Origin of the sequence: Sporosarcina sp. P17b (assembly GCF_002743115.1) — a bacterium.
GTDB lineage: Bacteria > Bacillota > Bacilli > Bacillales_A > Planococcaceae > Sporosarcina > Sporosarcina ureae_C.
On record NZ_PDYP01000006.1, the window covers coordinates 167193 to 192145 of the forward strand.

General features: G+C 39.4%; 22 protein-coding genes and 1 pseudogene. 15 read left to right on the forward strand and 8 right to left on the reverse strand.

From position 1 onward, the window contains the following. The first annotated feature begins 3 nt into the window (after positions 1-3). On the forward strand, positions 4-1191 hold the full coding sequence (locus tag CSV76_RS09555) for a MalY/PatB family protein (protein WP_085427950.1): 1188 nt from the start codon (positions 4-6) through the stop codon (positions 1189-1191). 401 nt (positions 1192-1592) lie between these two features. Here the strand turns inward: CSV76_RS09555 and CSV76_RS09560 are convergent, their stop codons facing one another. Further along, positions 1593-2249: a carboxymuconolactone decarboxylase family protein gene (locus tag CSV76_RS09560; RefSeq protein WP_085427951.1), complete on the reverse strand. Its 657-nt coding sequence runs from the start codon at positions 2247-2249 to the stop codon at positions 1593-1595. Positions 2250-2552: 303 nt separating this feature from the next. Here CSV76_RS09560 and CSV76_RS09565 point away from each other — a divergent pair, with 303 nt between their 5' ends. Beyond that, a complete protein-coding gene (locus CSV76_RS09565; RefSeq protein WP_143560808.1) occupies positions 2553-3002 on the forward strand; it encodes a MarR family transcriptional regulator in 450 nt (149 codons plus the stop codon). A gap of 104 nt (positions 3003-3106) precedes the next feature. Here the strand turns inward: CSV76_RS09565 and tatC are convergent, their stop codons facing one another. Together tatC and tatA are read right to left on the reverse strand one after the other, a co-directional pair. After that, the gene (gene tatC / locus CSV76_RS09570; RefSeq protein ID WP_099625424.1) at positions 3107-4006 is read right to left on the reverse strand and encodes a twin-arginine translocase subunit TatC; all 900 of its coding nucleotides are present in this window, start codon (positions 4004-4006) and stop codon (positions 3107-3109) included. 12 nt (positions 4007-4018) lie between these two features. Beyond that, positions 4019-4243, reverse strand: a complete 225-nt coding sequence (gene tatA, locus CSV76_RS09575; protein WP_085427954.1) for a twin-arginine translocase TatA/TatE family subunit — start codon at positions 4241-4243, stop codon at positions 4019-4021. 573 nt (positions 4244-4816) lie between these two features. Here tatA and CSV76_RS09580 point away from each other — a divergent pair. Next, entirely contained in the window at positions 4817-6070 is a 1254-nt protein-coding gene (locus CSV76_RS09580; RefSeq protein ID WP_099625425.1) for an S-layer homology domain-containing protein, read from the forward strand. A gap of 194 nt (positions 6071-6264) precedes the next feature. Here CSV76_RS09580 and CSV76_RS09585 read toward each other — a convergent pair whose 3' ends face one another. The 3 genes and pseudogenes from CSV76_RS09585 to CSV76_RS17970 form a co-directional block, all read right to left on the reverse strand. Next, positions 6265-7380, reverse strand: coding sequence for an amidohydrolase (locus CSV76_RS09585; RefSeq protein WP_099625426.1), 1116 nt, complete (start codon positions 7378-7380; stop codon positions 6265-6267). Further along, complete coding sequence (locus tag CSV76_RS09590; RefSeq protein WP_099625427.1) at positions 7367-8020, reverse strand: MurR/RpiR family transcriptional regulator; 654 nt, start codon at positions 8018-8020, stop codon at positions 7367-7369. Before CSV76_RS09590 ends, CSV76_RS09585 begins: the two co-directional genes overlap by 14 nt. Continuing rightward, positions 8021-8230, reverse strand: a pseudogene (locus tag CSV76_RS17970) (MurR/RpiR family transcriptional regulator); the annotation flags it as partial. A 230-nt stretch (positions 8231-8460) separates the two neighbouring features. Between CSV76_RS17970 and CSV76_RS09595 the strand changes: the two are divergent. From CSV76_RS09595 to menC, 6 genes are read left to right on the forward strand one after another with little or no spacing between them, the layout of a single operon-like run. Next, the gene (locus CSV76_RS09595; RefSeq protein ID WP_099625428.1) at positions 8461-10026 is read left to right on the forward strand and encodes an ABC transporter substrate-binding protein; all 1566 of its coding nucleotides are present in this window, start codon (positions 8461-8463) and stop codon (positions 10024-10026) included. A gap of 21 nt (positions 10027-10047) precedes the next feature. Then, on the forward strand, positions 10048-10998 hold the full coding sequence (locus tag CSV76_RS09600) for an ABC transporter permease (RefSeq protein ID WP_099625429.1): 951 nt from the start codon (positions 10048-10050) through the stop codon (positions 10996-10998). Positions 10999-11010: 12 nt separating this feature from the next. Beyond that, complete coding sequence (locus tag CSV76_RS09605; protein WP_099625430.1) at positions 11011-11907, forward strand: ABC transporter permease; 897 nt, start codon at positions 11011-11013, stop codon at positions 11905-11907. Between the two features lie 17 nt (positions 11908-11924). Further along, positions 11925-12926, forward strand: a complete 1002-nt coding sequence (locus tag CSV76_RS09610) for an ABC transporter ATP-binding protein (protein ID WP_099625431.1) — start codon at positions 11925-11927, stop codon at positions 12924-12926. Next, on the forward strand, positions 12919-13887 hold the full coding sequence (locus tag CSV76_RS09615) for an ABC transporter ATP-binding protein (RefSeq protein ID WP_099625432.1): 969 nt from the start codon (positions 12919-12921) through the stop codon (positions 13885-13887). Before CSV76_RS09610 ends, CSV76_RS09615 begins: the two co-directional genes overlap by 8 nt. A gap of 15 nt (positions 13888-13902) precedes the next feature. After that, the gene (menC, locus tag CSV76_RS09620) at positions 13903-15012 is read left to right on the forward strand and encodes an o-succinylbenzoate synthase (protein ID WP_099625433.1); all 1110 of its coding nucleotides are present in this window, start codon (positions 13903-13905) and stop codon (positions 15010-15012) included. Positions 15013-15499: 487 nt separating this feature from the next. On the opposite strand, the gene CSV76_RS09625 is transcribed toward menC, so the two are convergent. Continuing rightward, positions 15500-15952 carry a DUF1284 domain-containing protein gene (locus CSV76_RS09625; RefSeq protein WP_099625434.1) on the reverse strand — a complete coding sequence of 151 codons (453 nt, stop codon included), beginning with the start codon at positions 15950-15952 and terminating at the stop codon, positions 15500-15502. A gap of 167 nt (positions 15953-16119) precedes the next feature. On the opposite strand from CSV76_RS09625, the gene CSV76_RS09630 reads away from it, so the two are divergent. Continuing rightward, positions 16120-17052, forward strand: coding sequence for a DMT family transporter (locus tag CSV76_RS09630; protein ID WP_099625435.1), 933 nt, complete (start codon positions 16120-16122; stop codon positions 17050-17052). Positions 17053-17068: 16 nt separating this feature from the next. Here CSV76_RS09630 and CSV76_RS09635 read toward each other — a convergent pair whose 3' ends face one another. Continuing rightward, on the reverse strand, positions 17069-18298 hold the full coding sequence (locus tag CSV76_RS09635) for a Fic family protein (protein WP_099625436.1): 1230 nt from the start codon (positions 18296-18298) through the stop codon (positions 17069-17071). A 119-nt stretch (positions 18299-18417) separates the two neighbouring features. Here CSV76_RS09635 and CSV76_RS09640 point away from each other — a divergent pair, with 119 nt between their 5' ends. The 5 genes from CSV76_RS09640 to CSV76_RS09660 all read left to right on the forward strand — a co-directional run bounded on the left by CSV76_RS09640 (position 18418) and on the right by CSV76_RS09660 (position 24950). Next, complete coding sequence (locus CSV76_RS09640; protein ID WP_099625437.1) at positions 18418-19260, forward strand: GNAT family N-acetyltransferase; 843 nt, start codon at positions 18418-18420, stop codon at positions 19258-19260. A gap of 121 nt (positions 19261-19381) precedes the next feature. Further along, positions 19382-20743, forward strand: a complete 1362-nt coding sequence (locus CSV76_RS09645; protein ID WP_099625438.1) for an alkaline phosphatase — start codon at positions 19382-19384, stop codon at positions 20741-20743. Between the two features lie 282 nt (positions 20744-21025). Next, entirely contained in the window at positions 21026-22606 is a 1581-nt protein-coding gene (locus CSV76_RS09650) for a PucR family transcriptional regulator (RefSeq protein WP_099625439.1), read from the forward strand. Positions 22607-22731: 125 nt separating this feature from the next. Beyond that, positions 22732-23379 (forward strand): aspartate/glutamate racemase family protein, encoded by a 648-nt coding sequence (locus CSV76_RS09655; protein WP_099625440.1) that lies wholly within the window; start codon positions 22732-22734, stop codon positions 23377-23379. Then, positions 23376-24950 (forward strand): OPT/YSL family transporter, encoded by a 1575-nt coding sequence (locus CSV76_RS09660; RefSeq protein WP_099625441.1) that lies wholly within the window; start codon positions 23376-23378, stop codon positions 24948-24950. Before CSV76_RS09655 ends, CSV76_RS09660 begins: the two co-directional genes overlap by 4 nt. The last annotated feature ends 3 nt before the right edge of the window (positions 24951-24953 follow it).

Consider the following 24953-nt stretch of genomic DNA (forward strand, 5'->3'; position numbering starts at 1 on the left):
ATTATGAAATACGATTTTACAACTAGAATCAACAGAAAAAATGCAGGTTCACTGAAGTGGAATCAAATGTATGAATGGAATCCAGATGTGTCTGAAGAGGTAATACCTTTATCCGTAGCGGATATGGAACTGAAAAACCCGCCTGAAGTAATTGAAGGGTTGAAAGAGTATCTGGATGAGGCTGTACTTGGATATACAGGACCTACTGATGGGTTTTTGAATGCTGTCGTCAATTGGCAAAAGAAGCGTCATAATTGGGAGATTAAAAAGGAATGGATAGTGAATACGGCTGGCGTTTTGCCTGCATTTTACACAGCGATTCGCGCATATACCAATGTAGGAGACGGTGTCATTATCTTCCGACCGGTTTACTATCCATTTGGTGCAGCCATTGATGATAATAAACGCACAGAAGTGAATGTGCCTCTGTTGTATCAGGATGGAGAGTACACAATTGATTTCGAGGCGTTTGAAAAGGCGGCTGCTGATCCGAAGAACAAAATATTGATCTTCTGTAGTCCGCATAATCCGGTAGGCCGCGTATGGAAGAGAGACGAACTTGAAAAGGTAGCAGAAATAGCAGTAAAACATAGTCTATACGTAATCTCAGATGAAATTTGGTATGACTTTGTTATGCCAGGCTATACGCACACCGTGTTAGCCACTGTAAATGAAAAATTGAATGATTTACTCATCACCTGTACAGCGCCATCTAAATCATTCAATCTAGCAGGCATGATGAACTCTAGCACGATTATTTCGAACGAGGAATTACGTGAGAAGTTCCGTCATGAGCTAGGGATCGTCCGCGGAGACCTAGTAGGAATCCTAGGGTATAAAGCGTGCGAACTAGCGTATACGAAGTCTGAAGCATGGCTGGATGAATTATTGAAGCTACTAGATGTCAATCAGCGACTTGTACATGAATACTTCAAAGAGAACTTCCCGCAAATCAAAGCACCATTAGTGGAAGGGACGTATCTTCAGTGGCTTGACTTCCGAGAGCTGGATATGACGAACGAAGAGTTGGAAGAATTCTTGCATATGGAAGCTGAATTCTTTACGGACGAAGGATACGTATTTGGAGAAGAGGGCAATGGATTTGAACGAATTAATATTGCTCTGCCAACAGATGCACTTGAAGAAGCGCTGCATCGTTTAGGAAAAGCGCTACAAAGGAAAGTAAAGTAAGAACAAAAGCAGTGGACCGCCGCATAATCGGCTGTCCACTGCTTTTTACTAGTATAATTCTTTTGCATGGAGCAGTTTCAGATCGGTTTTGAATAAAAAAAGCACTAGGAATATAATAAGTAGCATGCCTTGTGTAAAGACTGAGATCGCAACTGTGGAGTTCAGGATGAAAAAGTGCATGAAGGCAGGGTGTTGCGACTTCATATAAGGACACCGAATAGTTGCGTATAGTTTCTGAGATGAATGATGAATCAATGAAAAACCGGTGTACCAGATGCATAAGGTACGCCGGTTGTCATAGTTGCACATGAATTACAGGTCCGATGAAGCGACCACTTCTCCCGTTGCATGATCAGTAAAAATGATTTCCATATCTACATCTCTGTTCGGTTGAGTTTTCATTATGCATCAAAACTATTGAGAGCGTTTACACTATGCGCAAGCGCTGATCCTGCTTTTAGTGCCGTCGCAACAAAGATAGCCTCTGCCACTTCTTCTTTCGAGATATCCATCTTTTTAGCGTTGGCAATGTGAATTTCGATACAATATGGACAACCCGTCACGTGGGCAATAGCGATGGCCATAAGTTCTTTATCTTTTCTATCGATCAATCCGGGTTTCATAGCTGCTTGATCGAACTGATTAAATGCACGGAATGCTTCTGGACTTAGGTCTTTGAATTCCATGAACCTTCCTAGATTAGACTTTTTATAAAGATCTTCATTATCTGCACCATCATAGGATTGGAGGGCATTCAAACCATGGGCCATAGCAGAACCTGCCTTTAGAGACGTAGCAACGAGTACCGCTTCCGCTAGTTCTTCTTTCGTGACATCCAGCTTCTTTGCTGAAGTTACGTGTGTATCGATACAGTAAGGACAACCTGTTACATGTGCAATGGCGATTGCCATCAATTCTTTTGTCTTCTTTGGGATCAATCCATCCGCCATCGCCAACTGATCAAATGCAACAAATGCCTTAAAGGTATCGGGTACCAGCTTGGCCATTTCTGGCAGTCGTTTCATATTGGATTTTTGATACAAAGTGTCTTGGTTCATAGTTTCTCCTCCCTAGATGTGGTGATACATTCGATAGATGAGTAGATTTATCCAGTTACTGTTTGTAGTTGAGTAACAGATAGATAACAGACAAAAACTAAATGTTGTCAGTGTCTTTGGACTAATCAAAATACTCTAATCATTTATAAGTTTAGCACCTTAACTGTATGGGGTCAACTGTTATTTACCCTCACAAAGAGGTTTTCATACAGATTATGCTAGAATATAGATACTGCTATTTTTACTAAATAAAGCAAGTCGTGGGGTGATATTTTGGAAAGGGAAAAGTTGTTTAATGAACTGATGGATACTTTATATGAAACGTCACGGATGATCAGTTCTTACGAAAGTGTTCCGAGAACTTATGGAACGGATGATGAACTGTATATGGTAGAAGTTCATACACTCAGTTTAATTGGAGATCATAAAAAAATCACCACAACTGAAATTGCTGAGATTACCAATCGTACTAAAAGTGCGGTATCGCAAATGGTAGAAAAAATTATAAAAAAAGGATTGGCTGTTAAATACCGCAATCCGAATAATTACCGGGAATTGATTATTGAGCTTACTGATCAAGGTAGAATCGTGCATGAATACCACAGGAAGCTAGACGAAGCAGAATACGGAAAGCATTTAATGAACCTTAACGACTATGCAACAGAAGACTTTCAATCGTTCATCGACATTGCTAAAGTATTTAATCGTGGAATGGAGCGAGCAATGAATGGTCAGGACATAATCGAGGAGTAGAAAAAGCGTCTTTTCGGAAGCGCAAATACACGATTCTACTACAGAAAAAGAGTTATCCTTTAGATCGCAAGTGCGATGTTCAGGATAACTCTTTTTTTATAGCTTTACGATGCATCGGCATCCGGTACCAAACGTTTTTCTGTTTTCGTGACAATGAAAATACTCGCTTCATACAAGCCAATCATCGGAATCAAAATGATCAATTGACTTAAGAAGTCAGGAGGCGTAATCAATGCAGACACTACACCGAGTGTTACATACGACCACTTTCTCACTTTTTTCATCGTGGCTGACGTCAAAACTCCGATAGCGGACAAGAAAAGCGCGACGATCGGTAGTTCGAACAATAAACCGATCGGCATTGTCGTCATCAATAGGAAACGTGCATATTCCTTTGCTGTGATCATCACATCAAAGTTCATTTTACCGAGCTTTACTAAAAAGTTATAGCTCAGAGGATTGACTACATAATAACCAAATGCCAGACCGCCGACGAACAAGAGCAGGATCGCAGGAGAGTAGAGGCTTAAGAAGCGACCCTCTTTCTGCGTAAGACCTGGCTTGACGAACTGCCAAAGGAAATGACAGACGAACGGAACAGATAGACCGAATGCCATGGCTGCAGAAATCGTCGTATAGAACGAAATGACTTCAAGCGGACTTAAGACGATCAGTGTATAGCCACGCGTAACGTACGGGAACCATAGATTGATCGTACTGAAAACTGCAATGAAGAAAACTAGGAATACAACGACACTTTTGATCAGCTGTTTCCGAAGATCCGTGAGGTGGTCGATGAGCGCTGGGTCTACATCTTCCTTTTGTTCTTTTGGTTCTTCTGGAGGTGGCATTCTAGGCTCTTCCGGTTTTGGTTCTGGTTTTAGTTTTTCTGGAACAGATTGTGTAGTGGAAGAAGTCTCCGCAGAGTGATCGGGTAGCGCAGCTTCTTCCTTTTTATCTAACGAATTGAGATCTTTACGGTTCTGATCACTATGCGGATCCATCATGTCACCTACTTAATTAATATCTTTTTTGTCGTTTTCGATAGTCTTGGCAGGGGTAACAGTTGTTTTGTCTTTCTCTTCATCATCACCCATAATATCTTTTGTAGCTTTCTTGAACTCTGCCAACGTTTTGCCGACTGCTGAGCCGACTTCAGGCAATTTACGAGGTCCGAAGAGAATCAAGATGATAACCAAGATGATAATAAGCCCAGGTACACCAATTGCTGCTAAATTCATAAAGTTTCCATCCTTTCTTGAGTATATTAGACGAGAAATCCGTCTGTTTATATTGTTTCGAATTTCATTTTCTAAACGATACGCAAGAGGACCTACAGTTGCGGTGGTTGTTATCTCTATTATGATTGAAATTTCTTGCACCTACAACAAATAAGTTTCCCATGTACCTTAAATGAAGTGTAGACTGTTGTGAAGCGAATTATTCCCAATGAAATCGTTAAACATTGCACGGGAAAATATACGTTGCCAAGAGCCTATTCTTAAGTATACTACAGTTCTTTCAATCGCGAAATTATTACTGTCGAATTCCGTCGAAAGCCATATAATATGGTCATGCTATCAAACAAAAAACTATTGGTCAAATAGTGAGTTCCAGAAAAAGTTAAGTCTGTTAAACTGTCGATAGTGTGCTGTTTTAAGGCACTTCCATCTGAATTATGACAATAGTAAAAATATAGTTAAAATATTTGGATTATTCCGTAAATAAATATATACGAATCATTTGAAACTTGGTAGAATATTAATAACAAGTAACCAACAGCCGACAAAATAAATCACTGAGGAGGAAAGATTATGAAGAAGACTAGTCGGATTTTCGTTTGGACTGTATTGATCGTTATGCTTTCGTTTGTATCATTGGGTTCTGCCCAAGCAGCAACAAAGGAATTCAAGGATGTGTCGAAGAATCACCCGAACTATGAAGCGATCCATTATTTACAGGATAAAGGCTTTATAGGGGGCTATACGGACGGCACGTTCAGACCGAAGGAACAAATATCTCGTAAACACGTGGCGAAGTTACTGGATCAAGCACTGAAATTACCACAAGCCACAACAGCGGTGACGTATTATGATGTACCGAAGAATCATCCATACTATAGCTCGATCATGAAATTGACAGCAGCAGGTATTTTCAGTGGTGGAACGGATGGCTATTTCAATCCTGAAGCACCGATTACACGGATTCAAATGGCGAAAGTACTCGATATCGCATTTGATTTATACATGACGAAACAAAATTCATTTTATGATGTGTATATTGAGCATTGGGGTTACACACATGCCAATGCGCTAAAAGCTAGTGGAGTTTCGAGTGGTTATCCAGACGGTGAATTCAGGCCGGACGAACCCGTTACACGCGCGCACTACGCACAGTTTTTATACGCAGCTATCAAAGTGAAGGAAGCGCGTCCAGCTACGGATAAAGTAACAAAAGGTAAAGCGTGGGATCTCGTCAATCGGACAACGTTTGAACTGGAGAAGACTATGCGCGACGCCCGGATGAATCAGTGGAGATATTCGGATATAGAATCTACTCTACGTATGAATGCGACAAAAGCGTTAGTAGACGGGGATCTGAAAGGTTACTACGATCCTAAATGCCAGGACTGCTATGTGAACGTTTTGCCATATATTAATAATGAGCCATTGGTACGTTTCGATTTTACACAACCTGATTCCACTACATTGAATGTAAACACAGTGGAATTCCAAAATGGCTATACGGTTGGCGGATTCGTAGCCTATCAATTTAAAAAACAAGATAATAAGTGGAAGATGAATTCGTTGAAGTATACAAAGGTCGGGACGAAGAACTTCCAGCTGACGATCAATGAAGCTAAAAAAGTGTTGGAAGCCGAGTTTACATCTTATGGACATAAAAATATGGTAGCTAAATATGTTACAACTACTCAGCAAATTGAATTGGATCCTGTAACAGATGCGAAGTACACATTTGACCAGTATACATTCAATCTGGATTCAGATAATGGACGCTTCAAAGTGAAATTCAATTCTTCGGATGGCTTCACTTCGTTTGTGAATTAACTAAAAAAACGTGCACACCATCGATTGGGATGGATTGCACGTTTTTTTTGTGAATTCATATCGTACAGTGACCGATGTGTTGGAGTGGGGGCGCTGAAAGGTTGATCTACCAGTTCAATCAGTCGACAGGGGACTGGTTGAGCTATTTGTGATTAGAAATCCTATTATATAGTTAAGATGAGTTACATTAGTTATTAGCGAACGATATCTAATAAGTCTTCCACGGTGTTCACTAAAATATTGGTACCAATCTGCAATGCATCAAGATTGAAACGCATATTTGGGTGATGTAGTCCTGGCGATAAATCACAGCCTAATCCTATCATAGTTGCCTTCAGGTCAGGGCGTTTAATTGTATAGAAGTGGAAATCATCTCCGCCCGATGTGATTAAGGTAGGCACGATGTTCTCATTACCTAGTGTCTTAATAATACCGTTAGATGCATGCCTTATAGCTACCTCATTCTGAATAGCAGCTGGCATATCACTCCTAATGGAGAAGCTGATTTCTGAATCTGTTGCTGCTTGTATGCTGTCTACCACTTTTCTGAATTTCAATAGAAGCTCTTTTATTGTCTCATTATCCTGTGCACGCGCATCGATGCCGAATTTTCCATTTCCAGGTATTACGTTTCGACTGTCACCACCAGCTTGAATATATGTCATTTTTATAGAGGAGGGAACTTGGGGATCAATGTGAATCTTAGCTATCTGTTCATTTAAAGAAGACATTAGCTCGATTGCATTGCTCCCTAAGTGTGGGCGCGCACCATGACAGTCGCCACCCTTTATATAGCCGTCTATTATACTACCAGCTCCGTGTACAATGACGGGAGACGCTTTACCAAAAGGGATTTCTTGAATAGGTCTTAGATGAATACCAAATAAATAATCGACATTATCTACTGCACCTTTTTCTACCATTTTTAAAGCGCCTTCGCCTTTTTCTTCTGCAGGCTGGAATATTAATCGTAATGTTCCATTGAACTTCTTTTTGCTCATTGTATAGGCGAGTCCAATCACGATACTCATATGGGCATCATGACCACAAGAATGATTAGCGGTAAATTGTCCGTCTACTTCTTGCCATAGCGCGTCAATATCTGCACGAATCGCAACGATAGGGTTGCCATTCCCAAGATCCGCAAATAATCCCGTAGAATCATCGAAATCCTTTATTGAAAAACCTAGTGGTAACAAAATAGATTTAATATATTCGGTCGTGTGTGTTTCTTTCCAGCTTACTTCAGCATGATTGTGTAAATAATGATAGTGTTCAAGTATTTCTTTTGTAATCTCAGGTGTAATCATGATAAATCTCCTCATCCCAAAATAGATTTTTATAGAAACTTTCGTATTTCTTCTTTTGTTCTTGATATTCCATAGGATAATCTACCGTTAACTGATAGATGATTGTATTTAATAAAGAAGAGATAACCGGGCCTGAATCGATAGTCGACATATGGGACATCTTTGTAACGAAAGTAGAATCAGCTATTTGATTAATTGGGGCCAAATCTGAATCAGTGATGCCAATAATATACACGCCTTGTTTTTTTAATTCTTTTGTTATCTCTAGAGTTTGTTTGATATATCGGTTAAATGAAAAAGTGATAATAACGCTTTTCTTATTCAAAGATGTTATATAAGATAAATCGTCAGTTAAGAGATTTAGAATTCGGCTATTTCCTCGAACTGTATTTAAAGTAAAACTAAACCAGTGGGCAAAGCCATAGGAAGCTCCGCTACCTAAAATAATCACCTCTTCCGCTTCGGCAATTTTCTTGACTACCATTTTGAACATACAGTAGTCAATATTTTCAGCAGTCTTCTTGATGTTAATTTGGTCACGAAGCATTACTTCTTCAATACCTTTATGTTCAATGGGTTCTGTAAAAGAATGTGACAAATCTTTCAGCGAATTTTTCAGTTCAAATACAGAGTCTTGCACATCATTTTGCAGTTCACTAAAGCTGTCGTAATTTATAGCATAGACAAATCTAATGACACTCGTCTCACTAACACCGATAATACTAGCTATTTTAGAAGCTGAACGTGAAGCGAAGATCTTCGGTTCTTCTTTTAGAAATATAGCTACCTTTTTTAGAGTAGGAGATAAATTGTCGAAGTTCTGTATAATTTTATTTTCGTAGTTACTAATAGTGTTACCTCCTTCACTCGAATAAAGAAAACGATTTAAAAATTAATTAAAATAATCAATTGATTTATTTATATCATAATAGAGGAGTATTACAATTTCAAATAATTTAAAAAATTAATTGTATTATACATAATTATCTGTTAGCTTAATAACTATGATGAAGCGTTTGCTCTTTTAATCTATCAAACAAAGCGAACACTTTATAAAATGCTGTTTGGAGGGATTTGTGTATGAAGAAAAGAAAAATATTGACTTTATTATTTGCCAGCTTGCTATTGTTGGTAACTGCATGTTCTTCAGATGATAAAGAGCAAGGAGAAAGTTCAGGAGGGGTGGATAAAGATTATTCTGAACTAAAAGTTGCTTATAATGCACAACCACCAACAATGGATCCGCTTATGACAACGGCTGTAGCAACACGGGACATTGGTCGTAATATTTATGAATCATTGATTACTTTAGACGAAGATTCTGCAGTAGCTCCTATGCTAGCTGAATCCGTTGAAGAAAGTGAAGACGGCAAAACATTAACTTTTGTTTTACGCGAAGGTGTTAAATTCCATGACGGTAGTGAAATGACTGCGGACGACGTAGTTTCCTCAATGCAGAGATGGATGACAACTACAGGACTCGGCTCAGCGTATTTTGCAGATGCTACTTTTAAAAAGGTAGATGAGAAGACGGTAGAGCTTGTTATGCCAGAGCGCTTGTTTATAGCTCAGCATTTACTTGCTGACCCTAGCCAAATAGCTATAATCACCAAAAAAGAAGCAAATGATGCCGCGACAGCTGAAGGACTGAATGAGTTCATCGGAACAGGTCCATATAAGTTTGTGGAGTGGAAGAGTGATCAGCACGTGTTATTGGAGAAGTTCGATGACTATACTGCTGATGATAAAGAAACAAGCGGATTGGCGGGTAAAAAAGATGCTAAGTACGAGCAAGTATACTTTAATTTTGTAACCGATGCATCTACACGTTTTGCGGGTATTCAGACAGGTGAATATGATATTGCAAATGCTATACCTTTTGATAATGTAGACCAATTAAAAACTATTGACACGCTTGAGACATCTGTCGATCACAATGGCTTTAATGGTATTGTCTTTAATAAAAAAGCAGGTTTCTTCTCTATAAAAGAAGCCCGTCAGGCGGTCAATGTGGCAATTGATGAAGAAGCTATTCTGACAGCTGCCTTCTCGAAACCCGAATTTTATGAGTTAGAATCCGGTTTAATGATTAAAGAACAGTCGGATTGGTATTCTGATATCGGCGATAATATGTATAACCAGAAAGATGCGAATAAGGCTAAAGAGTTATTAGACAAGGCTGGCTATAACGGTGAAGAAATCGTTATTTTAGCGACGCGTGATTATGAAGATCATTACAATGCAGCAGTTGTTGTTCAACAAGAGTTGGAAAAGATTGGTATGAAAGTAAGGCTTGACATATATGATTGGCCGACAGTGCAACAGCGTCGTACAGAAGAAAATTCATATGATTTATTTATCACTGGATTTCCAACCGAACCTGTACCCAATAAATATGTATTTTTAGATTCTGATACAGAATGGGCGGGCTGGACTAACAGTGAAGAAATAGACGAATTACTGCATAAAATCGCAACTGCATCAGACCAAAAAGAAGCAAAGAAATACTATGAAGATTTAATGGCTGAGTATTATGATTACGTACCAATTATCAAGTTTGGAAATAAAACAACGGTTACAGCTTACGATGAATCTTTGGAAGGATACGATTTTCTTCAAGGGATCATTTTATATAATGTGAAGTAATTTTTTGGGAGGAGATCCACCATGTTGAACTTTATTATAAGAAGACTCCTATCGTTAGTACCTGTGCTCTTTGTAGTTTCGATTGTAGTATTCCTTCTAGTTCATATTACGCCTGGTGATCCGGCTTCGGTTATGTTGGGTCCCGAGGCCTCTCCTCAGGAGGTGGCTGAGCTACAAGATCAACTCGGCTTAAACCGTCCTATTGTAGAGCAGTATGTTACATGGGTAGGTAATATTTTTAAAGGTGATTTAGGAAATTCTGTGTTTATGAAACAGCCTGTCTTGACCGCGTTTTTAGAACACTTAGGGCCAACGTTATCCCTAGCAATACTAGCGCAGTTATTTGCAATATTCATTGCGATCCCCCTAGGTGTTTTATCCGCCAAATTCAGAGGTACTGTTCTAGATCAATCTTTCATGATTGTTGCTTTGGTCGGTATTTCTGTACCGAGTTTCCTTCTAGGTTTATTTTTAATTCTTCTTTTTGGAGTGGAGTTGCGGTGGTTCCCAGTAGCAGGCTATAAAACATTAGCTTCAGGTTTCGGTCAGCATCTTCGTTACCTAGTTATGCCTGCGATTGCACTTGGCTCTATGCAAGCTGCTCTGATTGCTAGAATGACACGGTCTTCCATGCTTGATGTACTGTCCTCAAATTATATAAAAACAGCGCGTTCAAAAGGTGTTAAAGAAATTGTTATTACTTTGAAACATTCTTTGCGAAATGCATTTGTTCCTATTCTTACCATTATAGGTCAGACGTTTGGAACACTGATAGCAGGCGCTGCAGTTGTCGAGACGGTATTCAATATACCGGGTATCGGACAACTTATCATTAATTCAGTTGAAAGACGTGATTTTGAAGTTATCCAAGGTTCTGTTCTATTAATAGCAGTCAGCTATGTGACAGTAAACCTGATTATAGACTTGTTATATGGCGTTGTAGATCCACGGCTACGGGTCGGTAAGAAGTAGGAGGCGAGCAAAATGACTCAAGAGCTAATCACAAATGATCTGTCTTTGATTAAAAGACAGATGAAAAAAAAACAAAAGGCTTTATTCCTGAAGAAGTTTTTCAGGAATAAGCTAGCTCTTACAGGAGCAATCATTATGGTCATCATCACATTCTTGGCCGTTTTAGCGCCTATGATCATCACCACTTCGCCTAATGCTTTGGAAGCAACAAACAGACTACTTCCACCGAGTGCGGAACATTTTTTTGGAACCGATAATTATGGCCGCGATGTATTTACTAGAGTGATGTACGGTGCAAGAGTGTCGCTCATAATTGGCTTTTCTGTCGCTACTTTGACTGCAATCCTAGGGACAATCATTGGATTGTATGCGGCATACTTTAAAGGCTTCGATGGCATTTTAATGAGAATTTCCGATGGACTAATGGCATTTCCAGCAATTTTATTAGCCATTGCAATTATGGCATCTCTTGGAGCGAATATCACCAATGTAATTATTGCATTAACGGTTGTATTTACCCCCTTAGTTGGTAGGACCATCCGCTCTGCCGCCCTAGTGGTCAAAGAGCAAACCTATGTAGAGGCATTAAAAGCACAAGGTGCCAGCAGTTTACGAATTGTTTGGCTAAACATTTTTCCGAATATTATCTCACCCCTGATAGTACAAGCAACATTTATATTCGCGGATGCAATTATCGTTGAAGCGGCGTTGAGCTTCTTGGGGGCTGGTATTCCCGCACCAGCTCCAAGCTGGGGGAATATCTTATATGATGGAAAAACAGTTATTTTCAATGCATGGTGGATGACGATCTTCCCAGGTATTGCAATCATGCTTACAGTATTTGGATTAAATCTGTTTGGAGATGGATTGCGCGATCTGCTAGATCCTCATAATAAATCTAAAAAGTGAATAAAGGAGGGAGGCATATGACTGATAACCTATTGGAAATAGAGCATTTGAAAGTGCATTTTGATACGGAAGAGAAATCAGTGACTGCAGTGGATGATGTTACATTTAGTGTTCGTAAAGGTGAAATAGTAGGGGTTGTTGGGGAGTCAGGTTGTGGTAAAAGTGTAACTGCTGAGTCCATTCTTCGATTACTAGATGAAAAACATACTCAATATGAAGGGCAAATACGACTTGAGGGGCAGAACCTTCTTGCAAAGTCTGAAAGAGAGATGCGAGAGATAAGGGGTAATGACATTGCGATGATCTTTCAGGATCCTATGAGTTCATTAAATCCAGTCTATACTGTCGGCAATCAAATAATCGAGTCCATTTTACTTCATCAAAAAGTATCAAGTAAAGAAGCGCGAGAAAGAGCGATTGAAATGTTGACATTAACAGGTATTCCAGCACCCCAAAAACGAGTTGATGAATTTCCACATCAACTCTCTGGTGGTATGAGACAGAGGGTTATGATTGCCATGGCTCTTTCCTGTAAGCCCAAGTTATTGATTGCTGATGAACCAACCACCGCTCTAGATGTTACCATGCAATCACAAATCCTAGATCTGATAAAAGATCTTAAAGACGAGTTTGATATGGGTACTATTATGATTACGCATGATTTAGGTGTAGTTGCTGAAGTATGCGACCGGGTAGTAGTCATGTATTTAGGTCAAGTAATTGAAGAAGCTGATGTTTTATCATTATTTGATGCACCTCTCCATCCGTATACGCAAGGATTGCTCAAGTCTATTCCGCATATAGACGGTGATCGTAATGTGAAGCTGTATGTAATTGAAGGTAAAGTTCCTACTCTGAATCAAGTGCCAAGTGGGTGCCGTTTTGCACCCCGATGTGAATTTGCAACCCAAAAGTGTATCCGGCATCAACCACCCCTGGAAAATCATGGTAACCAAAAAGTGCGGTGCTGGAATTTTAAAGAAATCCAGGCAAGTGGAGGTGTAGCAGAAGATGAATGAAAAAGTGTTAGAGGTAAAAAACCTTAAAACTTATTTTCCTGCTGCCAATACATTCGGTGGAGAGAAGAAATTCGTCAAGGCGGTCAATGATATATCATTTCATTTGAATAAAGGTGAAACCTACAGTCTCGTTGGTGAATCAGGTTGTGGGAAAAGCACAACTGGGCGCTCCATCTTGCGGCTGGTTGAACCAACAGATGGGGAAATTATATACTTAGGTGAACCTATTACGAAGCTGGGGAATAAGGAAATGATGCCAATACGTAGGAAATTGCAAATGGTATTTCAAGATCCGTATTCATCTCTTAATCCCCGCAAACGAGTAGGAAGAATTTTGGAGGAAACTTTGAAAATCCACAATATTGGGGATAAAGAGGAAAGAACACAAAAGGTGATGGATATTTTAAGCACAGTAGGCTTCCAAGACGAACATTATTTTCGCTTCCCACACGAGTTTTCTGGAGGACAGCGGCAACGTATTGGTTTGGCACGTGCATTGATCATGAACCCTGATATTATCATTTGCGATGAACCTGTTTCCGCTTTGGATGTGTCCATACAGTCGCAAGTTTTGAATCTACTAGAGGAACTTCAAAATGACTTTCATCTAACATTATTGTTTATCTCTCACGATTTAAGTGTGGTACGACATATATCAGATCGAATTGGAGTTATGTATTTAGGTAAACTGGTGGAGGAGACATCCACAGATGAAATCTTCAGTAATCCTATGCATCCTTATACAAAAGCACTTTTATCTTCCATCCCTGTACCCAATCCAGCTATTAAGCGTGAGAAAATTAAACTTAAAGGTGAAATACCTTCACCAATTAATCCACCATCGGGATGTGTATTTGAAACTAGATGTCCATTCGCATTTGATAAATGCAAAACAGTAATACCCGAACTAATGGAAAACGTACCAGATCATAAAGTGGCGTGTCACCTGTATAACAATTAAGGGAGTGTGAATGTAATGAAGGTTGAAAAATTGGTAATTAGAAAATTAAGCATGGACTTGAAACATCCGTTTGAAACGAGTTTCATGACACAGACTAATCGTACTTTTATGATTATTGAAGCGCATGGGGAAGGTCTGGTAGGTTATGGAGAGTGTGTTGCGACAGCTTATCCTTATTACAGTGAAGAAACGGTATCCACTGCGTATTCTATTATCGATGAATTCTTGTCGAAGTTAGTCGTAGGAAAAGATTTTGATCATCCTGATGAGTTCAATGAACAATTCGCACGCATCAAACGTAATAACATGGCAAAGGCCGGTGTAGAAGGCGCTCTTTGGGATCTTTATGCAAAGTTTAAAGGGATTACTTTGGCGGAGGCACTTGGAGGCAAGAAAAAAGAAGTTGCGGTAGGCGTTAGTCTAGGGATAGAAGAAGATATTGAGGTACTGTTTGATAGAATTGATCAGCATTTGAAAGACGGATTCCAAAAGATAAAAGTTAAAATTAAACCTGGAAAAGATATTGAGGTTTTACGTGCAATTAGAGAACGATTTGGCGATATAAATCTAATGGCAGATGCGAATTCTGCTTATTCATTGGCAGATCTTCCGCTATTTAAAGAAATGGATAAATTAGACTTGATGATGATTGAACAACCTTTAGAGCATGATGATATCGTCGATCACAGAAAGCTTCAAAGTGAGCTTAAGACCCCTATTTGCTTGGATGAAAGTATTCATTCATATGATGATGCAAGAAGAGCTATCGAACTGGGAAGCTGTAAAGTAATCAATATTAAAATCGGTCGTGTAGGTGGTCTATCCGAAGCAGTAGCTATTCACGATTTATGTCAAAAGCACAATATTCCTGTTTGGTGTGGAGGTATGCTCGAATCTGGCATTGGAAGAGCACATAATATTGCAATTACGACACTTGCTAACTTCACTATACCTGGTGATACGTCTCCATCTTCAAGATATTGGCATGAAGATATTATCGAACCCGAAGTAATCATGAATAAGCACGGCAACATCGCGGTTACTGATAAGCCGGGTATTGGATATGATATTAACGAGGAGAATCTCAAGAAGTTTACGATCGATACCAAAGTATATAAAGCATAATAGTCAATCAAACAAGCCGAACAGTCGATAGTAGACAGGTCGGCTTGTTTAATTATTTCGGAATAGAATATTTAAGAATCCACAACGTTTTTTCCTAATCAAGATTATTGAATGCATTTCGAACGTACCGGCCGACGTTTGGATTACTTTAATGGAAACGGTACGGCTAATGGTTGACTAATACCTTTCAATACTGTCCGCTACTTCTCTCATCGTTATCGGTTGCAACTTTTTCGTACTAGGCAAAAAACGCGTCCTATTTTTAAAGAAGTTCTGTAATAATGCAAATAAACGTATTGCGTCGCTGTTTGATACTCGATGGCAACTATTGCGCTAGTTTATGATATTAGCGTTAATAGTAAGACGGCTCGGATGTTCCTTTTTGTTGTAGAAATATATACAAAGAAATCTCTTCTTTGTAATATTATACATGATGAAGGTATATGAGTGTACTTTCATTCTACATGCTTATCATAAGCATGCACTATCAACTTGGACTATTGTTCTGAGAAGTATGTTTTTCTAGAAGGACATCCCTTAATCCTCTTGAGTCCACTATACCTGTGACCCCTTCCTGACAAAACCCATACGAACGCCAAGAACACGTCTCACACACCACCGCAATATCTTCCGGTACTACATGCACTCGAATTCTTCTCTCGACCTCACGCCAAGGCAGCACATCGCTGACCTTCAATCCAAGCTTGTGTAAAATTTCCGAATCTCTCACATAGATTCCGTCATCCTCGCAATGATAGGGTTGTCCTTCAGGAAACTTCGCACATAAATAATCAGGTCCTTTCATGATTTGAATGAACGTATCAGGCCGTTCACGTAGTTCGTCGTGGATATTGGTCATATTAGCCGTATACTCTTCGGAATACCCCATCCCACGGTACCCGAGTAAACAAAATATATGATGCCCGCGTAATTTAATCATAGAACCCCACCTTTTCCACACTGTTTACTAGTTAACCGATTTTATTATTTAGTATACACATAATTGTGTAGGGATGGGAAGTGCGAGTTTGCTGGCGTTGACATTATCGATGTACCTACTATAATTGGCACATCGACTAAATATTCTGTAAGAAAGGTATACACACTATGAAAGATTTAAAAGTCATCATCACGTTGATCCTCGTCATGTTCTTATGGGGAATTAACGTGTCAGCTCTCAAATACCTTGTCACTTATTTTGATCCCATCACGATGACATCGATGCGTATTATGTCAGCCGTGATTTTAGTCTTTATTATCTTGTTTTTTCTTAAGCAAATACGTTTACCTAGAAATCGAGAATGGCTTTATATCATAGGGGGTGCCGCGACCAATGTCGTGTTGCATCATTACTTTCTGGCGGAAGGACTGTCCAGAACAAGTGCCGCTAATGGGGGGCTGATTTTAGGGCTGGGGCCACTATTGACTGCGACGTTAGCCGTCTTCATTTTGAAGGAAAAAATCACAGGCGTACGCGCTATGGGTTTTATCTTCGGCGGTATAGGCGTAAGTATTGTAGTGCTTGGCGGCAGTGGTACATTGGGCAAAATTTCATTTGGAGATGTGGAAATTTTCTTATCGATCTTGTCGCAAGCCATTAGTTTCATGCTGATCAAAAAAGCATCCAGAACAATGGATGCTAGACTACTGACGGGATATATGATGCTAGTTGGATCCGTCGTTTTAGTCATCGTCTCATTCATTAAGGAACCAGGCGGCTTCGCTGAATTAAGTAAAGGAACACCTACTGTTTGGGGCGTTTTCATCTTCTCTGCCTTGATCGCAACCGCTGTGGGTCACATGGCGTATAATTCCGCCATTCAAACAATAGGTGCAGCGCGCGCTTCAATCTTTTTAAACTTCAATACATTTTTCGCGCTGATTGGCGCTAGTTTGTTTTTAGGAGAATCCATTTATCCCGCTCACTTTATCGGATTGATATTTATTGTGGCAGGCGTGATTTTCGGTTCAGGTACTTTGGAGATGTTCATGAGGAATCGGGGCAAGCAGATTCCGCCCATTAAGGAAGAGATCGAATAGAATGGAATCAACAGGTTTAAATATGTAGTGTTTCATGCAAAAATTCGTCAGTCAGACTGTATGAAATCGGTCGAAGCTGTTGTGGAGAGACAATTCCCTTCTCATCTAACTTATCAAGGGCCTGCTTGACTTTGTATCGCGAGTAACCTGATAAGGTAATCAGTCGACTAACCAATATATCGTCTTGGGAACTGAATACAGTCAATACAAGTAAGTAGAAAAGAATTTCTTGTTCCTCTTTCCCTAATTCTCGGGAATTGTTAATTAGAAAATGTTGTATACGAACTAGTTTCGCTTCACTAATTGATAAGTCATCTAGTATATTATTTTGTCCAGTAACCAATAACTCCAGCATACTTTTCAGATAGAATGTCAATTCTCCTTTATTCATAGGAAAGGGGACGTCTTCCAAAGCCTGATAATACTTAGCTTTATCTTTATTGATAGCGTAGGAGAACGTAACTGCTGAGTAGCGTTCTAGATATTTGGAAAGATAACTACCAACTAACAGTCTTCCCGTTCTACCGTTACCATCATAAAAAGGATGAATATATTCATAGTAATAATGTGCAATTAAATACCGGAATAACTCTGGATGTGTATCGTCTTGTAAAAATTGAATAAGATGAAAAAGTCCCTCTTCAATTTTCGCTTCAGTTTCCAAACCAACATGTGTAATTCTTGATCCATCTGTAACTTCCACTTCATCTTTTCTAAACAGACGACCATCCGGAGCATACTTCATAGGGATTTCATCGGAAACTAGATTATCGTATAGCGCTCTAAAATTCTCAAGTGAACGAAAAGGACCGATCTCTTCAATATGAAGATAGGTTTTCATCATCCCTGTGAAACGTTTCATTTTTGGATTAGGCTCATGTAAGCGTTGAAGTACATGGCTTAGTTCTTTCTTCGTACTCCTAATTCCTTCAATTTCATTATTACTTTGTGCGTCATTAATAATTAGACGTTGAAAGTAAGGTTGTGCTGCAAAAGCAGGAAGTTTACCAACCAGTGAAAGAATTTTACCGCTGTTTAAAAGCGCTTCATTGTTCAGTTTTATGAGCTCGGGTATCATTACATAGAAAAGCTCAAAATGCTCCCGATCAACCCTTCCTTTTCTGAATGCCCGAATAGGTAATGATGTGTTCATGCTTCCATAACTAGTGACTCGTTTCTTATATTCATTCTCGAAGGAAACCGCATCTAATTTGTAAAATAGCTTGCTTAACTTTTCATAAGTCATAGTATAAACAACTCCTTAATTCAAATATACTCGATTTTTTAAATTAGTATACATTTTTATTGAAATTAGAACAAGTGTATAATCAAATATCAAGATTATTTAAAATAGGAGGAGTGCGCATGAAATTTACCATCTACACAGATCCCCACCAATTCGCCATACAAGCAGACCCGATACTCGAACGTAATGAAGATGTATATAGCTTGTTCTATGGAGTACTCGTATCCATTAAATCAGGATCCTATCAAAATCCATTCATGGCGGTGCTTGAGAAGGAGGGACACGTGCTGGCGTTGTTACAAATGACGGCTCCTTATCCGCTAAATATCATAATTGTAGAAGAAGACTCTATAGAGTCCATTATCGACGAGTTGGTGGCTCGGTTACGAGAAGAAGCTGTAGCCATTTCATCCGTTATTGGCGTTAAACAGGTAGCTTTTCACTTTGCCAGCAAGTGGACAAACGTAGAAGCGACAGAACGTAAAGTAGTTAACGAAGGCATTTATCGTCTCGATACCATCCAGACCGACCTTACATATAGCGAAGGCCACTGGCGCAATGCAGTGGATAAAGATGTGGCGTTAATAGCGAAATGGTACACATTATTCGAAATCGATGCGGAATTGCCACCTACAGAAAATGAAGTAGTGCAGCAACAAGTAGAAGTATTCATTCAAAACAACGAAGTATTTGTTTGGGAAGTCGATGGACGCGTCGTGTCTATGATGAAAAAAGCGCGTCCGACGAAGCACGGCGTGACGGTTTCGATGGTATTCACTCCTGAAGATGAACGCAAGAAAGGCTATGCTCGATCGCTTGTCGCAAAAGTATCTGCGGAATTACTAAAAGAATACGATTTTTGTATTTTATTTACAGACCTCGCCAATCCGACAGCGAATAAAATTTACCGAGAGATTGGATATCAACAAATTACCGGGTTTGCGCATGTGGAATGGCTATAGAAAAGTAAAAAAATATTGTTCATAACAACTCATTCCTTACAAAACATTTACACAACCTTCTCTGTATATTAATAAACTTCCCGTAGAGTAGAAGTTGATTACAAATACAGGAGGTTGTTTATTGTTGAAGAAAATCGTACCCGTAGTAGCACTATCGGCTGCATTAATTGGTGGAGCCATCTGGACTGGGAATTATTCAGCGAGTTCGGATGATGAAGTGAAACAGGACGACGCACCGGAGATCAAGAATGTCATATTTTTGATTGGGGATGGCATGGGGAGTTCCTATACATCCGCTTATCGTTACTTCAAAGATGACCCGACTACCCCTGAGATAGAATTAACAGCGTTCGATCAACATCTAGTTGGACAACAAATGACGTATCCTGATGATGACGAAGAGTCAATTACAGATTCAGCGTCCGCAGCAACGGCTATGTCGTCAGGTATTAAAACATATAATAATGCCATTGCAGTGGATAAAAAGAAGGAGCGTGTGCAAACTGTCCTCGAAGCGGCAAAAGAAGCCGGCAAATCGACTGGACTTGTAGCTACTTCTGAAATTACACATGCGACACCTGCAGCTTACGGTGCCCATAATGAAAGTAGAAAGAATATGGATGAGATCGCCGATGATTATTACAATGAACGCATCAACGGTGAGCACACAATCGATGTCCTTCTGGGCGGTGGGAAAAAACACTTTGTCAGGGAAGACTTGAGCCATGCGCATTCATTCGAACTGGATGGATATGGATATGTCACAACAAAAGAAGAATTATTGAAGAATAAGAATGATAAAATACTTGGATTGTTCGCAGATGGCGGCATGTCCAAAATGATCGACCGTCCAGCAGAAACACCTTCATTGGAAGATATGACAGAAGCGGCGATTGAGCGACTGAAGAAAAACGAAGATGGATTTTTCCTTATGGTCGAAGGAAGCCAAGTCGACTGGGCGGGGCATGATAATGATATTGTCGGTGCGATGAGTGAAATGGAAGACTTCGATAAAGCGTTCCAAGCAGCCATCGAATTTGCTAAACAAGATGAGCATACATTAGTCGTTGCGACTGCGGATCATTCAACTGGCGGATTTTCCATAGGAGCGGATGGCGTATATGATTGGTCAGTTGATGTGATCAAAGCAGTGAAACGCACACCGGCATTCATTTCGCAACAAATTGCAAACGGTTCAGATGTAGAGGAGACATTGACACGCTACATCGACCAAGAAAGTTTACCTTTAGAACAGAAAGAAATAGAAGCAGTTCAAGCAGCAGGTACAGAGGCAAGTGATATTGAAACGGCTATCAAACAAATTATCGACACACGCTCCTATACGGGTTGGACAACCGGTGGACATACAGGTGAAGATGTACCTGTTTATGCATATGGACCATCTAAAGAGCGCTTTACAGGGTTGTTAGATAATACCGATCATGCGAATATCATTTTTGAAATTATTGCGGGTAAGAAGTAAGGCTATGTACTCTGAGATGAATGAAAGAAAAACGCCTTCCTATCGTAAAGATGGGAAGGCGTTTACTTATGGTTACTCGAAACTCCAATACTTTGATTGCTATGGCTCATAGTGCAATAAAATTGAAACATATACGATAGAGCGGGAGTAGCGAAGAAGTAGCGTAAGCGTGTTATGCAGTTTCATCTTAGATAAAGGAAAGTAAATATCAAAAAAACCTAATCCCTTTCTAAACGTATAATCTACAGTATATTGTATACTATTAACTTAGGAGGGATACAGATGAATATTCAAGACGCGCTAACGATTGGAGATTTGACGAAGAGTATAATTGTTGCTGGATCCGAAGGTATAACACGTAAAATTACCTCCATAGAAGTAATGGAAGTTCCTGAAGTAGTCAGCTGGGTTACATCAGGGATATTAGTAATGACAACGTTTTATTCGATTAAAAATGATAAAGAAAAGCAAATAGAAATTGTTCAGACGTTGATTGATAAAAATGCAGCAGGTATTGTCATTAAACTTGGCCGATTCGTAGATGAATTGCCGGAAAAGATGTTAGCCCTTGCGAACAAAGAAAATTTCCCTATCATTGTCATACCTAAAAGTGTTTCGTATATCAATGTCCTAGCCCCCTTATATGAGCGGCTATACAAAGAGAAACAGCTAAAGGAGAATTCCTATCAACCGCTAATAGACTTTGAATCCAAATCTTTTGCCTCACTCTCAAAGGCAATGGAAGAACTGAGTGTAATTATCGGAGGTCCATTATATATAGAAGATGTACAATGTTCGCTACTCTATTGTACGAAAACATTTCTTCCAAACGGCTGGCGCAATTCCAATGCCTTATTTTCTAGACCAATCCATACGAATTATGTAGAGCTTTCTGAAGAATGGAAGACATCACTTATACAAACCGGTGGAACATTGCTGAAAATAGATGGCTTTCGGAATATCTTGGTCATGCCGTTATTATCTAACAAATATGTCTTTGGGATGCTTCATATACCGTATACGGAAAAGCTTCAAGCCGGCAATAGTCCAATCGAAAATCTGAAAGAGACCGTGGAAAAGATAGAAGAGTTATTTATGAATGAACAGCTATACCTACAAAAAAAGCGAATTGAGCATCTTAAACGCCTGGAGCAATTCAACCAAGCGGATGAGCAAGAATTTAAATTGAAAGACCACTTCATTATTCGCTTTCATGCAAGCTGGTTTGAAACACATAGTACGCTAGCACATTATGTAATTGATCATTCAAATATAGTATTGAAAGATCTACTATCTAGTATGGAAAACATTCCTGAATGCACTTTCACATTGTTTGAAAAGCATGGTCACTTCTATGCATTAGTAAATTGTACAAAAAATAACGACATGTCTGTTATGAATTCACTTAAAAAATTAGTAACAGACGGCAATCATTCCCTAACAATTGCAGTAGCACTAATAGAAAAAGACAGTAGGGCGTTGGTAGATAGTATTCGTTTGGTGGATAATACCATGGAAGTTGGACAACTAATTAGAAAAGAAGAGAACTTCTACACCTACGATCAATTAGGCATATATGAAATTCTTATTAATATAGCGTCTCAAAATGTAGTGAAAAACTATACCAAAAGTATTTTAGAGCCATTATTTGTCGATCAAAATAAAGAGTTACTTCACACTCTAGAAGTATATTTGAATGAAAATGGTAATATTACAAAGGCATCGGAAAAATTATTCATACACCGAAGAACACTGACTTTCCGGTTGCAGAAAATACAAGAACTATTGCAAATGAATATTGATGACGCAGAAAACCGTTTCATTCTGAACTTTTGTCTCCGAATAAAATCCTTAGATCGATAGACGTCTTTGAACGTCTATTTTTTATGGTGTAAATTATGTGCAATGTAATCAACTGAATATTGCACACTACTAACATTACATTGAATAGTCAAATTATTTATAGTTAGTTCAAAGGAGTGGTGGGAATGTTGGGAATTATTCGAGTGCTTACAACGGATGATGAAAAGATCTTGCTCGAGCATGGAAGACACATGTGGGAAACGGATCAAATTCAAACGCTTACTAGATGTATTCAAGATCAGCCAAATGGTATTTATGATCGTCAGACAGAAGCAGAAGCTGTCCCGAAGATCATTTCTCTCGCTCAAGAACTCATCAGCGAACCTGGAGTGGATGCAATAACAATTAGTTGTGCAGCCGATCCAGCGTTACAAGAGTTAAAGGAAATAGTCGATTTTTACATAATGGGTGCTGGTGAATGTGGAGCAAAGGCGGCTATGCAAGCAGGACGAAAAGTTGCAGTGATAGGAATTACGGATACGATACCGAAAAATATCAAAGATGAATTAGGTGGACATTTCTACTCCTATTCACATTCGCAAAACTTACAAAAAACTACAGACCTATTTACAGAACAAGCAAAAGTAGAATTACTAGCACTTGCGAATAAAGTAGTGAATTCAGGGGCGGATGTCTTATTATTTGCCTGTACCGGATTCTCTACGATTCGACTGAAAGCATTTTTATCAATGAATATTCATATACCCATCATTGATTTGGTAGAAGCACAGGCAATCGTATATAAGCAATTTGCAAAGGAGGATAAGGGATGAATACAAAGACAAAAACATTTGATTTACCGTTTGTTATTTTCTCGATTATCATTTCAATATTTGGCGCAATAATCGGGATGCAGTTGATTACTTCTTTGGGAATCACACCGAATACGTCGATTATCGGTGCATTGGTTGCGATGCTCATAGCTAGAATACCAATGCAGATGTTTTATAAGTATCGTTCCATAGAGAATCAAAATCTTATTCAGACTTCCATATCTGCAGCAACTTTCGGAGCGGCAAATAGCTTGCTCATTCCGATTGGTCTCCCATTTGTAATGGGTATGCCAGAGCTGATTACGCCGATGCTGATCGGTGCAGGTCTGGCTTTGTTCATCGATGTATTCATTCTCTACAAAGTATTTGATTCAAAATTATTTGGAGCCAACGAAGCATGGCCGCCAGGTATTGCGACAGCTGAAGCGTTAAAAGCTGGGGACCAAGGTGGTTCAAAAGCCAAATTCCTTGGTATCGGTATTGGAATAGGCGTAATCGGTTCGTACTTTGGTATCGCGATGTCAGCTTTTGGTGTGGCATTCATCGGAAACATTTGGGCGTTACTCATGTTTGGTATTGGCCTATTACTTCGCGGCTATTCCATTCCGATGTTTGGCGTGGATTTAAATGAATTTTATATTCCACACGGCATGATGATTGGTGCGGGCTCAGTTGCTTTACTGCAATTTGTCATCACGCTTTGGGAGGCAAAGAAACAAAAGAATACACAACGTGAAGAAGAGGGTGACTATAGCTACACGCGCTCAGATAATGATGTGAAAAAAGGATTTGGTATCGGTTTTCTACTATATTTAGTGGCGGCTCTTATTTTAGCGGTTATTGGTGGAATCATCGGTGATATGACTGTTACACAAACGATTATGTTTGTACTGTTTGCCGCATTTGCCGCATTAGCTAGTGAGATTATCGTTGGAATTGCAGCCATGCACTCTGGTTGGTTCCCGGCATTTGCGGTGACATTGATTTCCTTGCTGATCGGTATGATGTTAGGCTTCCCACCGATTGCACTTGCGTTACTTACTGGTTTTACAGCTGCAACTGGTCCAGCGTTTGCTGATTTAGGCTATGACTTTAAATCAGGTGCAATCTTGCGTAGTCATGAAAAGAAAGCAATTGAGATATTTGGTCGCAGGCAACAATTAAAAAGTTCATTAATCGGTTTTGGTGTAGCGATTGTCATGGTAGCACTTTTCCATGATTCCTTCTTCGCGCAAGACCTTGTACCACCAGTAGATCTTGTCTATGCCACTACGATTGAAAGCGGCTTGGGCGGAAATGTTGGTATGTTACTTCTTTTATGGGCAATTCCAGGAGCGATTATTCAATTAATTGGTGGCCCTAAAAGACAAATGGGTATCTTATTCGCCACGGGGCTATTGATTGTGAATCCAATCGCAGGCTGGGCTGTACTTGTAGGTATAACGATTCGATTTATTGTATTGAAAGTAAAAGGTCCAGAAGCAGAATCTGCAATGTACACCATGGCAGCAGGATTTATCGCTGGAGACGCGATCTATAGTTTCTTCACATCACTATGGAAAGTAAAGTAATGA